Genomic DNA, 13,570 nt, shown 5'->3' with positions numbered 1-13,570 from the left:
ATCAGGCATCCAGTAACGTACGGGCAATGGCCTGCAGTTTACGGGTGAGCGGGCCCGGCGACCAGTTCAGTGATGTAAATGCACGTACAGGCCACACACCATAGACGCTGTTGCAGACAAACACCTCATCCGCCTGCTCCAGGTCTTGCAGAGACAGGTCGGTAATACGCAGGGCAATGCCGGTTGCAGCGGCCTGCTCGATCAAGGCTGCCCGCATGACACCAGCCACCCCGCAACGGCTCAGGTCGGCGGTCAACAGTTCACCGTCGTGCACCAGGAACAGGTTACTGAAAACGCCTTCGACAATCCGCCCCGAGGTATCGCGCATCAAGCCTTCGGCATGCTCGGCATCTTGCCACTCAGCACGGGCCAGCACCTGCTCAAGACGGTTGAGGTGTTTGAGCCCGGCCAGCAATGGTTGCTCGGCAAGCCGGGTGCTGCAGGCAAACAGACGAATACCCTGCTCGGCATGCTGTGCCGGATAGACGGGCAAGGGGCTGCCCTGAAGAATACGCCGCGGCGGCACATCAGCAGCCGGCGCATAGCCGCGCTGGCTGTCGCCACGTACAAGAATAAGTTTGAGGACACCGTCGCCCAGAGCACTGGCGTACCGGCACAACTCGTCGCGAATCAGGTCGTGATCAACGCTGATCGCCAGGCGCTGGCAACCCAACGCCAGGCGCTCGAGATGGTAGTCGAGCATTGATGGCCGACCGGCCCGAACGGCGATGGTCTCGAATAGGCCATCGCCGTAGGCCAGTGCCCGGCTTCGCAGATTGACTGCATCCGCCGGCTGGCCATCAACCCAACTGTGCATTACTCGGCAAACCGGCGGAACACCAGCGAGCCGTTGGTACCGCCAAAGCCAAAGGAGTTGGACAGCACGACGTCGATTGGCATATTGCGCGCCTCATGCGGCACGAAATCCAGATCGCAGCCGACGTCCGGCTCATCAAGGTTGATGGTCGGCGGTGCCACCTGGCCGTTGATCGACAGCACGCTGAAAATCGCTTCTACTGCGCCAGCGGCGCCCAGCAGGTGACCGGTCATCGACTTGGTCGAGCTGACCGCCAGCTTGTAGGCATGCGCACCGAACACCGACTTGATGGCCGAGGCCTCAGCCAGGTCACCGGCCGGCGTCGAGGTGCCGTGGGCGTTGATGTAGTTGACCTGATCAGCGTTCAGACCCGCATCGCGCAGGGCATTGACCATGCAGCGTGCTGCACCGCTGCCATCTTCTGGCGGCGAGGTCATGTGATAGGCGTCGCCACTCATACCAAAACCAACCAGCTCGGCATAGATGGTCGCTCCACGCGCCTTGGCGTGCTCAAGCTCTTCCAGCACCAGCGCACCGGCACCATCAGACAGCACGAAACCATCACGCCCTTTGTCCCACGGACGGCTGGCGCGAGTCGGTTCGTCATTGCGGGTCGACAGTGCCCGAGAGGCACCAAAGCCGCCCATGCCCAGACCACACGCAGCCATTTCGGCGCCGCCGGCAATCATCACATCGGCTTCGCCGAAGGCGATGTTGCGCGCAGCCATGCCGATACAGTGGGTACCGGTAGTGCATGCCGTGGCAATAGCATAGTTAGGCCCCTGTACACCCAGATGGATCGACAGGAAGCCAGAAATCATGTTGATGATCGAACCTGGCACAAAGAATGGCGAAATGCGCCGCGGGCCTTGCTCATGCAAAGTCCGGCTGGTTTCTTCGATATTGGTCAGACCACCGATACCCGAGCCCATGGCCACGCCAATGCGCTCGCGATTGGCGTCGGTGACTTCCAGGCCGGCGTTACGCACCGCCTGAAAACCGGCCGCCAGGCCATACTGGATGAACAGATCGAGCTTGCGTGCTTCCTTGGCCGATAAGTACTGCTCAACCTCGAAGCCCTTTACCGAGCCGCCAAAACGGGTGGAGTAGGCAGACAGGTCCGTATGTTCAATCAGACCTATGCCACTGCGGCCAGCCAGAATGCCCTGCCAACTGCTCGGCACATCCGTGCCCAGTGGCGATAGCATACCCATACCGGTGACCACGACGCGTCTACGCGACACAGCACTCTCCTTATTCACATTGACTACATGTCTTGCAAAGAAAAAACCGCACGCCGATTAAGGCAGTGCGGCTTTCTCATGACAAGAAGCGACGACTACAACGTCTTAACCCTGGTGGGAGTTGACGTAGTCGATAGCAAGTTGAACAGTAGTGATCTTCTCGGCTTCTTCGTCAGGGATTTCGGTCTCGAATTCCTCTTCCAGAGCCATCACCAGCTCAACGGTGTCAAGGGAATCGGCACCCAGATCTTCAACGAAAGAAGAGTCGTTCTTGACTTCTTCTTCTTTAACGCCCAGTTGCTCGGCGACGATTTTCTTGACGCGTTCTTCGATGGTGCTCATACCTTGTTTTCACTCCTAATGGACATATGTCAGGCAGCTGGCCGGTGTGTAAGTGTATAGAAAGACGTCTGCTTTTCAAGCGTAATACGCCTCGCCAGACCACACCTGCCAACCGACTAGAATCTGGTTGCAGCTTTATAACGGATTTTAGACAGCTCGTATGACATTTTTTTGAAGCAATCCGTCACATTAGTTTTACATGTACATGCCGCCATTGACCGGAATGGTCGCGCCAGTCACATAACCTGCGCCTTCGGAGGCCAGGAATGCCACCACATTGGCAATCTCTTGTGCCTGGCCCAGACGCCCCAGAGGGATCTGGTCCTGCAGGGCTTCACGCTGAGCCTCTGGCAGTTCACGGGTCATGTCGGTGTCAATGAAGCCCGGGGTCACCGAGTTGACGGTGATTGCACGAGAGCCCACTTCACGCGCCAGGGCACGGCTGAAACCTTCCAGGCCGGCTTTGGCCGCTGCGTAGTTGACCTGACCAACGTTGCCCATGGCACCGACAACCGAACCGATGCTGATGATACGACCCCAGCGCGCCTTGGTCATGCCACGCAGCACGCCCTTGGACAGACGGTAGAGGCTGTTCAGGTTGGTATCGATGACATCAAACCACTCGTCGTCTTTCATGCGCAGCATGAGGTTGTCGCGGGTGATGCCAGCATTGTTGACCAGGATGGTCGGGGCACCGAACTGCTCCTGGATCTTGGCCAGGGTGGCGGAAACCGACTCGTCGCTGGTCACGTTCAGCTCCAGACCGGTACCGGTGATGCCGTGCTCCTTAAGAGTGGCAGCGATGCGCTCGGCACCAGAGGCGGAGGTCGCAGTACCGATCACGGTAGCGCCCAGACGGCCCAGCTCCAGGGCGATAGCCTGGCCAATACCACGGCTGGCGCCGGTTACCAGTGCAACTTTACCTTGCAGGCTCATGCAAGTTTCTCCTAATTCAGGCCAGCGCCGCACGGGCAGCGGCGAAAGCATCCGGGGTATTGAGGTTAGAGGTGTTCACGCCGTCAGCGCAGCGTTTGTTCAAGCCGGCCAGGACCTTGCCCGGACCGCACTCAACTAACTGCAGCGCGCCATTGGCGGCCAATGTCTGTACGCACTCGACCCAACGAACAGGCTTGTACAGCTGCTCCAGCAAGTCGCGCTTGAGGGTTTCAAGGTCAGCCGCAACCGCCGCACTGACGTTTTGCACCACTGGGATTTGCGGAGCTTTCCAGTCGATGGCATTGACCGACTCGGCGAAACGCTCAGCAGCAGGACGCATCAGTTCACAGTGCGAAGGCACGCTCACTGGCAGTGGCAGTGCGCGCTTGGCGCCTTTAGCCTTGCAGGCTTCCATGGCGCGCTCGACAGCGGCCTTGGCACCGGCGATCACCACCTGGCCTGGCGAGTTGAAGTTTACCGCGCTGACCACTTCGCCTTGCGCAGCTTCGGCACAGACAGCAACGACGTCAGCGTCATCCAGGCCAAGAATCGCAGCCATAGCGCCCTGCCCGGCCGGTACGGCCTCTTGCATGAGTTCGCCACGACGCTTAACCAGTTTGACCGCGTCAGCCAGGCTGAGACTGCCAGCGGCAACCAGCGCACTGTATTCGCCCAGGCTGTGACCGGAGACAAAAGCTGGACGCGCACCACCTTCAGCCAGCCACAGGCGCCACAGGGCGACCGAGGCGGTGAGAATGGCTGGCTGGGTTTTGTCGGTTTGATTGAGTTGCTCTTCCGGACCGTTCTGGGTCAGCGCCCAAAGGTCATAGCCCAGAGCCTCGGAGGCCTCACGGAAGGTATCGATAATCAGTGGATACTGAGCGCCCAGCTCGGCGAGCATGCCGAGGGACTGCGAACCTTGACCGGGAAAGACGAATGCGAGGGATGCAGACATTGAACAAGCCCCTAATGATCTTGTCGTCGGAAAATGAAGTACCCAGCACCAGGCTGAGCACCAGAAACTGAAAACTTGGATGGCAATGAAGACCAAGCGGTCACATTTAACCACTTCCTGAGGCAGATGCCTAAAGCAACAGATCTTCCAAGCGCCCATGCAGACGCTGCGGCAAGTTCTCCTGAATCTCGATCAAGGCACGCTGAATGGCGCTCTGAAAGCCCTGCACACCTGCCGAGCCGTGACTTTTGATGACGATACCCTGCAACCCCAGGAAACTTGCGCCATTATGTCGCGCTGGCGCCAGATCAGCTTGCAGGCGCTTGAGCAACGGCATAGCCACCGCCCCGGCCAGACGCGAAGCAAGTCCACCTCGGAAAAGCGCTTCAATGCGCGAACCGATCATGGTCGCCAAGCCTTCACTGGACTTGAGCAGAATATTGCCGACAAAACCGTCGCACACCACCACATCCGCTTCGCCACGGTACAGGCCATCGCCTTCGACGAAACCAATGTAGTTAAGCCCACGCGCGTTTTGCAGCAGACTGGCCGCCAGCTTGACCTGCTGATTGCCCTTGATGTCTTCGGTGCCGACATTCAGCAGCGCCACCCGCGGCCGGGAAATCCCCAGCGCCTGAGCCGCCACGGAGCCCATCACCGCAAACTGAAACAAATTTTCCGCGCTGCAATCGACGTTGGCGCCCAGGTCGAGCAACTGGCAATAACCGGTTTGGGTTGGAATGGCCGCCACCATGGCCGGACGATCAATGCCCGGCAGGGTTTTCAGCACATAGCGCGACAACGCCATAAGTGCACCGGTATTTCCGGCACTCACACAGGCCTGAACCTTGCCATCACGCAATAATTCCAGCGCTATTCGCATGGATGAATCCGGCTTGCCGCGCAGCGCCTGGGACGGGCGCTCATCCATGCCGATCACCTCACTGGCCGCAACAATCTGCAGACGCGCGCGATCCGCTGCCGACTGGCCAGCGATAAGCTCTTCAAGGAGGGAGGGTTGACCGACGAGGGCCAGGTGCAACGAGGGAGTAGCCGAAAGGCAAGCAATACTTGCCTGAACAATGCTGCGGGGACCGAAGTCCCCGCCCATTGCGTCAATCGCGATGATCTGAGCGGACAAGGATTACTCGTCAGCGCCCTTGTCGATCACTTTGCGACCACGGTATACGCCTTCTGGCGATACGTGGTGACGCAGGTGTACTTCACCGGTGGTTTTCTCTACGGACAGAGCGTTTTCCGAGAGGGCGTCGTGCGAACGGCGCATGTCACGGGCAGAGCGGGATTTTTTGTTCTGCTGAACAGCCATAATTGATTAACTCCTAAACGTTTGGGTCACGCTTTAACTGCGCCAATACACTGAACGGGTTGGACCGTGTTACCTCGTCCTTGCTCGGTTCGGGCTCATCGGCGCCCGCCGGCTGCTGGCATTCTTCCGGATGATGAGCAGGCACGATGGGCAAGGCGAGCAGAAGCTCTTCCTCGACCAAGGCCTGCAGATCCAAAGGATCTTCGCCCAGTTCCAGCACGTCATAACCTTTCGGCAACGACTGGGTATTCGCACCCTCCTTCACCACGGCGTAAGTACATTCGCTGTGGATCGGCAGGGTGACCAGCTCAAGACAACGCTGGCAAACCATCTTGACCTCGACGCTCAGGTCGGTGTGGATAACCACAGCCTTCTGCTCATCTCGCTCAAAATCGAATTTAGCCTGCACCGTACCGACATTGTCGGAAAGCGGGTCGCAGAGTCTCTCCAAATCGGCGAGCTGCAGTGTTCCTTCGAGAGAAACGCCACGGTCGGCCAATTTGCGCGGGTCAACGTGAGGTGGAATCGGGTCATTCAACATAGGCGCAGCATTCTAGGGATGACCCCCGCCCCTGTCAAAGGAAATTCGGCTCCGTTCAGCATGTTAGAATCGTTTCACTTGCCCAGGAGTCTACCATGCTGCCTTTATTACTGGCTTCCAGCTCACCTTATCGGCGCGAATTGCTTGAGCGCCTGCGCCTACCATTCAACTGGGCGTCCCCCGATATCGATGAACAACGCCTGCCCGAAGAACCGGCGGCCGACCTGGTCAAGCGCCTGGCGCGGGAAAAAGCCCAGGCCCTGGCTGCCAGCCACCCCGACCACTTGATCATCGGCTCCGACCAAGTGGCCGTACTGGGCGAGCAGATTCTCGGCAAGCCGCACACCTTCGACCGCGCCTGCGAGCAACTGCTCGCTGCCAGCGGCAACCACGTGACCTTTCTAACCGGCCTTGCCCTGCTCAACAGTCAGACCGGCCACTGCCAGGTCGACTGCGTGCCGTTCACGGTGTACATGCGCGAGCTGGAACTGGCGCGCATCGAACGCTACCTGCACGCAGAAGAGCCCTACGACTGCGCTGGCAGCTTCAAAGCCGAAGGCCTTGGCGTCAGCCTGTTTCAGAGCACCCACGGCGTCGATGCCACCAGCCTGGTTGGCCTGCCACTAATTCGCCTGGTGGACATGCTGCTGAACGAAGGCGTCGACCTACCCTGAAACCCTCTGTAGGAGCGGGCTTGCCCCGCGAGGCGATGTGCCAGACGAATCGCTATCGCGGGGCAAGCCCGCTCCTACGCAGAAAGCAAAAAGCCGACCCTTAAGGTCGGCTTTTTCATCCAACTTGGAATCAGCGCAACTGCGGCCCCTGAAAGCCCATCCACAGCGCGAGACGCTCGGCAATGCTGGTACCCAGACGCTTGGAAAAGCGATCAAACGGTGACTCTTCAACAGTGAAGTCGACCAACTCTTTTTCACCAACCACTTCACGCGCCACATAACCCGCGCTACCCAGGCCGTCGACCAAGCCCAGCGCCAACGCCTGCTCACCAGACCAGATCAAGCCGCTGAACAACTCAGGATGCTCTTTATCTTTGAGGCGATCGCCACGCCCCTGCTTGACGCTGGCAATGAACTGCTTGTGCGTGGTTTCCAACACGCCCTGCCAGAATGCAGTCTCCTCTGGTTTTTGCGGCTGGAACGGATCAAGGAAGGCCTTGTGCTCGCCCGCCGTATAAGTTCGGCGCTCGACACCCAGCTTTTCCATCGTCCCAACAAAACCGTAGCCGGCAGCCGTCACACCAATGGAGCCCACCAGACTGGCCTTGTCGGCATAAATCTCGTCTGCTGCACTGGCAATGTAATAAGCACCGGAAGCACCCAGATCACTGATCACCGCATACAGCTTGATTTGCGGATACTCGGCCCGCAGGCGGCGAATCTCGTCGTAGATGTAGCCCGATTGCACCGGGCTTCCACCCGGGCTGTTGATACGCAGGATGACAGCCTTGGTCTTCGAATCCTTGAACGCCTCGCGCAGCCCACCGACGATATTATCGGCACTGGCAGGCTCCTGATCGGCAATCATTCCGCGCACCTCAACCAGCGCGGTGTGACTGACACTTCGGGAAGCAGCCTTATCCACATTCATCAATGGCGTGAACAGCGCGAGCATGCCAAACAGATAAGCAAACGTCAGCAGCTTGAAAAAAATGCCCCAACGCCGCGCACGACGCTGCTCTTGCACACCAGCCAGGAGGGTTTTTTCGAGCAGTTTCCAGCTCTTTTGCTCTTCGTTGTCTTCGGCGCGCGGCGCCTTCCATTCATCAGCCATGTTTACCTACCCTGGAATGCCTGCCACAGGCGACCGGCTCAGCCAGGCCTGCAGTTGTGAGAAGTGCTCGATACAGACCTGCGGCCCGAAGGCAGCCAGTGCCTCCAGCGACATCGCCCCATAGCCGACAGCCACTGAATGCATGCCTGCATGGCTGGCCATCAGCAAATCAAACGATGAATCCCCCACCATCAGCGCACGCGCTGGCTCAACCTGACAATGGGCGAGAATTTCTTCCAGCATCTGCGGATGAGGCTTACCGCGGCTTTCGTCCGCAGCCCGGGTGATATCGAAGTAATCCTGCCAGCCATTGGCCCGTAATACGCGATCCAGACCACGACGCGCCTTACCCGTGGCCACAGCTAAACGATACCCCTGAGCACGAAACGCCTCCAGCGATTCCACTACGCCCTCGAACAACGGCGACGGCTGCTCATCCAGAGCCATATACACATCAGCATAATGCTGACGAAACACCGCCACCTGCTCGGCTTCGAGGTGCGGATAGAGCGTGCTGATAGCCTCGCTCAGCGCCAAACCGATGATGCCTTTGACCGCTTCGTCATCGCAGGTCGGCTGACCAGCACGCCCGGCAGCCAGATGCATGGACTCGACGATACGCCCGATCGAATCTGCCAGGGTACCGTCCCAATCAAATATCAGCAGGTCGTAATCACGCCGCACTCAAGCGCTCCACAGTTTTTGCCCACATATCGTCGACGGGCGCCTCAAGCTTCAGCTCTCCCCCATCCGGCAGCGGCACAGTCAAGGCGTAAGCGTGCAGGAACAAACGCTTACCACCCAGCTCACGAATCTCGCGGGTGAAATCTTCATCGCCATACTTGCTGTCGCCGGCTATGCAATGCCCGGCGTGCAAGGCATGCACCCGAATCTGATGGGTGCGACCAGTGATCGGACGCGCCTCGACAATAGTGGCGAACTCACCAAAGCGACGCAGCACTCGGAAGAGGGTCAACGCTTCCTTGCCTTCGTCATTTACTTCAACCATCCGCTCGCCAGAACGCAAATTGCTCTTGAGCAACGGTGCATTGATTTGCTTCTTCGCCGTCGCCCAATGGCCACGGACCAGCGCCATATAGCGCTTATCAACGCCATCGCCGCGCAACGCGGCGTGCAGGTGACGCAACATACTGCGCTTTTTGGCGATCATCAGCAGGCCGGAAGTGTCACGGTCCAGGCGGTGGACCAGCTCCAGCTCCTTGGCGTCCGGACGCATCTGACGAAAGGCTTCGATCACGCCGAAGTTCAAGCCGCTGCCGCCATGCACGGCGATACCGGCCGGTTTATTCAGCACGATCAAGGCTTTGTCTTCGTAGACAATCGCAGCCTCCAGGCGCTCAAGCAAACCCTGGGCCACGGGCACAGGCTCGTCGCGTTCCGGCAGACGAACGGGCGGTACACGCACGATGTCACCGGCCTGCAGCTTGTACTCGGGCTTGATCCGCCCCTTGTTCACCCGCACTTCGCCTTTGCGCAAAATGCGGTAAATCAAGGTCTTGGGAACACCCTTGAGCGCTGTGATGAGAAAATTATCGATTCGTTGGCCGGCAAGTTCCGGCGCGACCTCGATCAGCTGGACGCCGGAGGTCGGAGGGGCATTAGTCGTCATTTGCCAATCATAACAATTTTTTATGGATTTGAAGCACTTAATGATTGCTGCTATAGTCGCGAACGCCGCCAAAAGCGGCTGGCCAGCGGACTCACGGCTTCTAGCCGGCCCTGACCGACGCAAAATCTCGAGGACGCGAGGCCGTCCGACGGGGTTTTCGCCAGTTTACAGAACTGCCTGGAATCGCCACCAGCGCCGTGCAGAGAAGACCGATAAAAACGACAAGAGCGGTGTTTTGCCCTCCCCCGAAGTTTTTTTCGATGCCACTCTGTCAGTGCCGTCAATTTCACGCAGCCACGGCGAAGGCTTCGGAAATACCAGCCTTGGACATACAAAGGCGCGGGCTCCCGTATCGGAGCTGGCGATAAATGCAACCCGTTGCGGATTCAGCGCGCGGCAGCACCCGAATTATCAGGGATACGTGTAGGGTGGAGATGCACAACCGTCGGACCGTGTAGTACTGCGTCCAGTCCACAGGCCTTTTGGCCAGGCGACCGGACCCGGTCTTGATCAAGATGCCCTTGGGGTGTCCACGGCCGAAGGCTGATTCCTCCTCCTGACTGAGTGCATTTGACACCACAGCAAGCAGGACGCGTTGTCGCGACTTCGGCAGTACTGGATTTCCAGTCTGGCTCGACAGTCGCTGGACACGGGGGTGGCCCGCCACCCCTTGCGCACCTGACACCGACCGTGAGAAGTCGTGTGTGCCGAACGCCGTTTCCGGCAGCCCGGAAACCGACGGTATTACATGAAAAGAATGCTGATTAACGCGACTCAACCCGAAGAGTTGCGTGTAGCTCTGGTGGACGGCCAACGTCTCTACGACCTGGACATCGAGTCCGGTGCTCGTGAGCAGAAAAAGGCCAACATCTACAAAGGCCGGATTACCCGGATCGAACCCAGCCTGGAAGCCGCATTCGTCGACTTCGGCTCCGAACGTCACGGCTTTCTGCCGCTGAAAGAAATTTCCCGCGAATACTTCAAGAAGTCCCCGGAAGGCCGGGTGAACATCAAGGAAGTGCTCAGCGAAGGCCAGGAAGTCATCGTCCAGGTCGAGAAAGAAGAGCGCGGCAACAAGGGCGCAGCCCTGACCACCTTCATCAGCCTGGCTGGCCGCTACCTGGTGCTGATGCCGAACAATCCGCGTGCCGGCGGTATTTCCCGTCGCATCGAAGGCGAAGAGCGCAACGAATTGCGCGAAGCCCTGAACGGCCTGGTTGCCCCTGCCGACATGGGCCTGATCGTACGTACTGCTGGCCTTGGCCGTAGCAGCGAAGAAATGCAATGGGACCTCGACTACCTGCTGCAGCTCTGGACCGCGATCAAAGAAGCCTCCCAGGACCGCGCCGCCCCTTTCCTGATCTATCAGGAAAGCAATGTCATCATCCGCGCCATCCGCGACTACCTGCGCCAGGACATCGGCGAAGTACTGATCGACAGCATCGACGCTCAGGAAGAAGCCCTGACCTTCATCCGCCAGGTGATGCCGCAGTACGCCAGCAAGATCAAGCTGTATGAAGACAGCGTTCCGCTGTTCAACCGCTTCCAGATCGAAAGCCAGATCGAAACCGCCTTCCAGCGCGTGGTCGACCTGCCGTCCGGCGGCTCGATCGTCATCGACCCGACCGAAGCCCTGGTGTCTATCGACATCAACTCGGCACGCGCCACCAAAGGCAGCGACATCGAAGAAACCGCCCTGCAGACCAACCTGGAAGCGGCTGAAGAAATCGCCCGCCAGTTGCGCCTGCGTGACATCGGCGGCCTGATCGTCATCGACTTCATCGACATGACGCCGGCCAAGAACCAGCGTGCCGTCGAAGAGAAAGTCCGCGAATGCCTGGAAGCCGACCGCGCCCGCGTACAGGTCGGTCGTATCTCGCGCTTCGGCCTGCTGGAAATGTCCCGTCAGCGCCTGCGTCCATCCCTGGGCGAAAGCAGCGGTATCGTCTGCCCACGCTGCAGCGGCACCGGCATCATCCGTGATGTCGAATCCCTGTCGCTGGCCATCCTGCGCCTGATCGAAGAAGAAGCCCTGAAAGACCGCACCGCTGAAGTGCGTGCTCAAGTGCCAATTCCGGTTGCAGCTTTCCTGCTCAACGAGAAACGCAACTCGATCACCAAGATCGAACTGCGTACTCGCGCACGTATCGTCATTCTGCCGAACGACCACCTGGAAACCCCGCATTTCGAAGTCCAGCGCCTGCGCGACGACAGCCCGGAAGCCCTGAGCAGCCAGTCGAGCTACGAAATTGCTGCCACCGAGGCCGAAGAAGCCCAACCAGCTGCAGCCACCCGCACCCTGGTTCGCCAGGAAGCAGCGGTCAAGACCGCACCGGCTCGCGCCAATGCTCCGGTCCCTACCGCTCCGGAGCAGCCTGCTGCACCGGTGCACGCTGCGCCAGAGCCAAGCCTGTTCAAAGGTCTGGTGAAGTCGCTGGTCAGCCTGTTCGCCGGCAAGGAAGAGCCTGCTGCCGCCCCAGTGGTCGCCGAAAAAGCGGCTACCGAACGCCCGCAGCGTAACGAAGAGCGCCGTAACGGTCGCCAGCAGAGCCGCAACCGCAACGGTCGTCGAGACGAAGACCGCAAGCCTCGCGAAGAGCGCGCACCGCGTGAAGAGCGTCAACCACGCGAAGCCCGTGAAGAAACCCAGGCCCGCGAAGAGCGTGCCCCGCGCCAGCCTCGTGAAGAGCGTCAGCCACGCGCACCGCGTGAAGAACGCCGCTCTCGCGAAGAGCGCCCGGTCCGTGAACTGCGTGAACCGCTGGATGCGACTCCGGCGGTGCGTGAAGAGCGCCCTGAACGCGCTCCACGTGAAGAGCGTCAGCCTCGTGAAGAGCGCGTTGCCCGTGAAGAACGTGCACCACGCGAAGAACGTGCGCCACGTGAAGAACGCGCGCCACGCGAAGAACGTGCACCACGCGAAGAACGCGCCCCACGTGAAGAGCGTCAACCTCGCCCTCCACGCGAAGAGCGTCAGCCTCGCCCGGCCGAAGCTGAAGCTGAAGCTGCTGACGAGCAACTGCCAAACGAAGAACTGCTGCAGGACGAGAACCAGGAAGGCACCGAAGGCGAACGCCCACGTCGCCGCTCCCGCGGTCAACGTCGTCGCAGCAACCGCCGTGAGCGTCAGCGTGATGCCAATGGCAATGTTGTTGAAGGCACCGAAGACGCCGCAGAAGAAGGCAACGAGCCATCGGCTGCTGAATTGGCCGCAGGCCTGGCCGTGACAGCCGCTGTTGCCACCAGCAACATCAGCGCTGAAGCCGAAGCCCAAGCTAACGTCCAGGCCGAACGCGCCACTGCAACCGTTGAGCAGGCTGCCCCAGTAGCTGCTCAAGCCCCTGCTGACGTCGTTGTAGCCGACGCTGTTGAAGCCGTTGCAGAAGCCCAGCCTGTTGCAACCGAGCCTGCCGCAGTTGAAGTACAGCAGCCTGTAATCGCTGAAGAAGTGGCCATCGCCCCTGTGGTCGAGCAGCCGGTCAGCGAACCTGTGGCTGTGGTTGAGGCGAGCATCGAGCCGGTTGTCGAAGTCGCCCCTCAGCCAGCCATTGAAGCGCCGGTTGAAGTTGCCGTGGTTGCCGAGCCAGTAGTTGAAGCCCCACGCGAGCCTGAAGTTGTTCAGGCGCCAGTGGTTGAAGCTGAAGCTGCCCCGGTTGTTGTCGAGCCAGCACCTGTTGTCGCGGCGCCAACCCCGGCAGCCGAGCCTGTTGCGGCCGAAGCCCCGGTAGTCATGCTGCCGAACGGTCGTGCACCTAACGATCCTCGTGAAGTGCGCCGCCGCAAGCGTGAAGCTGAAGCCGCTGCTGCCGCAGCTGCAGCCGCTGAAGCTTCGGAAACGGCAGAAGAGCAAAAGCCGCTCGTCTGACGCCCAGGCAATAAAAAGCCCCGCCAGGTAACTGGCGGGGCTTTTTTTATGGCCACCTGTAGGAGCGGGCTTGCCCCGCGATTGCAACCTGACAGGCACATCGCAGTCGCGGGGCAAGCCCGCTC

General features: G+C 59.7%; 13 protein-coding genes. 2 read left to right on the top strand and 11 right to left on the bottom strand.

What is annotated here, in order from left to right:
- Position 1 precedes the first annotated feature (1 nt).
- The 8 genes from pabC to E1573_RS04145 form a co-directional block, all read right to left on the bottom strand.
- On the bottom strand, positions 2-817 hold the full coding sequence (pabC, locus tag E1573_RS04180; RefSeq protein ID WP_133210919.1) for an aminodeoxychorismate lyase: 816 nt from the start codon (positions 815-817) through the stop codon (positions 2-4).
- Complete coding sequence (fabF, locus tag E1573_RS04175) at positions 817-2,061, bottom strand: beta-ketoacyl-ACP synthase II (protein WP_133210917.1); 1,245 nt, start codon at positions 2,059-2,061, stop codon at positions 817-819. Before fabF ends, pabC begins: the two co-directional genes overlap by 1 nt.
- Before the next feature lie 105 nt (positions 2,062-2,166).
- Entirely contained in the window at positions 2,167-2,403 is a 237-nt protein-coding gene (acpP, locus tag E1573_RS04170; protein ID WP_133210915.1) for an acyl carrier protein, read from the bottom strand.
- Positions 2,404-2,598: 195 nt separating this feature from the next.
- Positions 2,599-3,339, bottom strand: coding sequence for a 3-oxoacyl-ACP reductase FabG (gene fabG, locus E1573_RS04165; protein ID WP_133210913.1), 741 nt, complete (start codon positions 3,337-3,339; stop codon positions 2,599-2,601).
- 16 nt (positions 3,340-3,355) lie between these two features.
- Positions 3,356-4,294 (bottom strand): ACP S-malonyltransferase, encoded by a 939-nt coding sequence (gene fabD / locus E1573_RS04160; RefSeq protein WP_133210911.1) that lies wholly within the window; start codon positions 4,292-4,294, stop codon positions 3,356-3,358.
- 130 nt (positions 4,295-4,424) lie between these two features.
- Entirely contained in the window at positions 4,425-5,435 is a 1,011-nt protein-coding gene (gene plsX / locus E1573_RS04155; RefSeq protein WP_133210909.1) for a phosphate acyltransferase PlsX, read from the bottom strand.
- Positions 5,436-5,438: 3 nt separating this feature from the next.
- Positions 5,439-5,621 carry a 50S ribosomal protein L32 gene (rpmF, locus tag E1573_RS04150; RefSeq protein ID WP_010223221.1) on the bottom strand — a complete coding sequence of 61 codons (183 nt, stop codon included), beginning with the start codon at positions 5,619-5,621 and terminating at the stop codon, positions 5,439-5,441.
- A 13-nt stretch (positions 5,622-5,634) separates the two neighbouring features.
- Entirely contained in the window at positions 5,635-6,162 is a 528-nt protein-coding gene (locus tag E1573_RS04145; protein WP_045187160.1) for a YceD family protein, read from the bottom strand.
- Between the two features lie 95 nt (positions 6,163-6,257).
- Between E1573_RS04145 and E1573_RS04140 the strand changes: the two genes are divergently transcribed.
- On the top strand, positions 6,258-6,836 hold the full coding sequence (locus tag E1573_RS04140; RefSeq protein ID WP_133210907.1) for a nucleoside triphosphate pyrophosphatase: 579 nt from the start codon (positions 6,258-6,260) through the stop codon (positions 6,834-6,836).
- A 130-nt stretch (positions 6,837-6,966) separates the two neighbouring features.
- On the opposite strand, the gene E1573_RS04135 is transcribed toward E1573_RS04140, so the two are convergent.
- Genes E1573_RS04135 through rluC form a run of 3 tightly spaced genes read right to left on the bottom strand, consistent with a single transcriptional unit; the run spans position 6,967 to position 9,580 of the window.
- The gene (locus E1573_RS04135) at positions 6,967-7,950 is read right to left on the bottom strand and encodes a S49 family peptidase (RefSeq protein ID WP_133210905.1); all 984 of its coding nucleotides are present in this window, start codon (positions 7,948-7,950) and stop codon (positions 6,967-6,969) included.
- A 6-nt stretch (positions 7,951-7,956) separates the two neighbouring features.
- Positions 7,957-8,634, bottom strand: coding sequence for an HAD family hydrolase (locus tag E1573_RS04130; RefSeq protein WP_133210903.1), 678 nt, complete (start codon positions 8,632-8,634; stop codon positions 7,957-7,959).
- Positions 8,624-9,580 (bottom strand): 23S rRNA pseudouridine(955/2504/2580) synthase RluC, encoded by a 957-nt coding sequence (gene rluC, locus E1573_RS04125; RefSeq protein ID WP_133210901.1) that lies wholly within the window; start codon positions 9,578-9,580, stop codon positions 8,624-8,626. Before rluC ends, E1573_RS04130 begins: the two co-directional genes overlap by 11 nt.
- A gap of 748 nt (positions 9,581-10,328) precedes the next feature.
- Here rluC and rne point away from each other — a divergent pair.
- A complete protein-coding gene (gene rne, locus E1573_RS04115; RefSeq protein ID WP_133210899.1) occupies positions 10,329-13,445 on the top strand; it encodes a ribonuclease E in 3,117 nt (1,038 codons plus the stop codon).
- Positions 13,446-13,570: the final 125 nt, after the last annotated feature.

It is taken from the genome of Pseudomonas sp. H9 (genome assembly GCF_004353925.1).
Taxonomy (GTDB): Bacteria; Pseudomonadota; Gammaproteobacteria; order Pseudomonadales; family Pseudomonadaceae; genus Aquipseudomonas.
This window is presented reverse-complemented; position numbering and strand designations above follow the sequence as displayed.

Excerpts from the sequence above, each read along its gene's own strand:
- pabC (WP_133210919.1), bottom strand. The coding sequence starts at position 817 with ATGCACAGTTGGGTTGATGGCCAGCCGGCGGATGCAGTCAATCTGCGA.
- acpP (WP_133210915.1), bottom strand. The coding sequence starts at position 2,403 with ATGAGCACCATCGAAGAACGCGTCAAGAAAATCGTCGCCGAGCAACTG.
- fabG (WP_133210913.1), bottom strand. The coding sequence starts at position 3,339 with ATGAGCCTGCAAGGTAAAGTTGCACTGGTAACCGGCGCCAGCCGTGGT.
- fabD (WP_133210911.1), bottom strand. The coding sequence starts at position 4,294 with ATGTCTGCATCCCTCGCATTCGTCTTTCCCGGTCAAGGTTCGCAGTCC.
- rpmF (WP_010223221.1), bottom strand. The coding sequence starts at position 5,621 with ATGGCTGTTCAGCAGAACAAAAAATCCCGCTCTGCCCGTGACATGCGC.
- E1573_RS04145 (WP_045187160.1), bottom strand. The coding sequence starts at position 6,162 with ATGTTGAATGACCCGATTCCACCTCACGTTGACCCGCGCAAATTGGCC.
- E1573_RS04140 (WP_133210907.1), top strand. The coding sequence starts at position 6,258 with ATGCTGCCTTTATTACTGGCTTCCAGCTCACCTTATCGGCGCGAATTG.
- E1573_RS04135 (WP_133210905.1), bottom strand. The coding sequence starts at position 7,950 with ATGGCTGATGAATGGAAGGCGCCGCGCGCCGAAGACAACGAAGAGCAA.
- rluC (WP_133210901.1), bottom strand. The coding sequence starts at position 9,580 with ATGACGACTAATGCCCCTCCGACCTCCGGCGTCCAGCTGATCGAGGTC.
- rne (WP_133210899.1), top strand. The coding sequence starts at position 10,329 with ATGAAAAGAATGCTGATTAACGCGACTCAACCCGAAGAGTTGCGTGTA.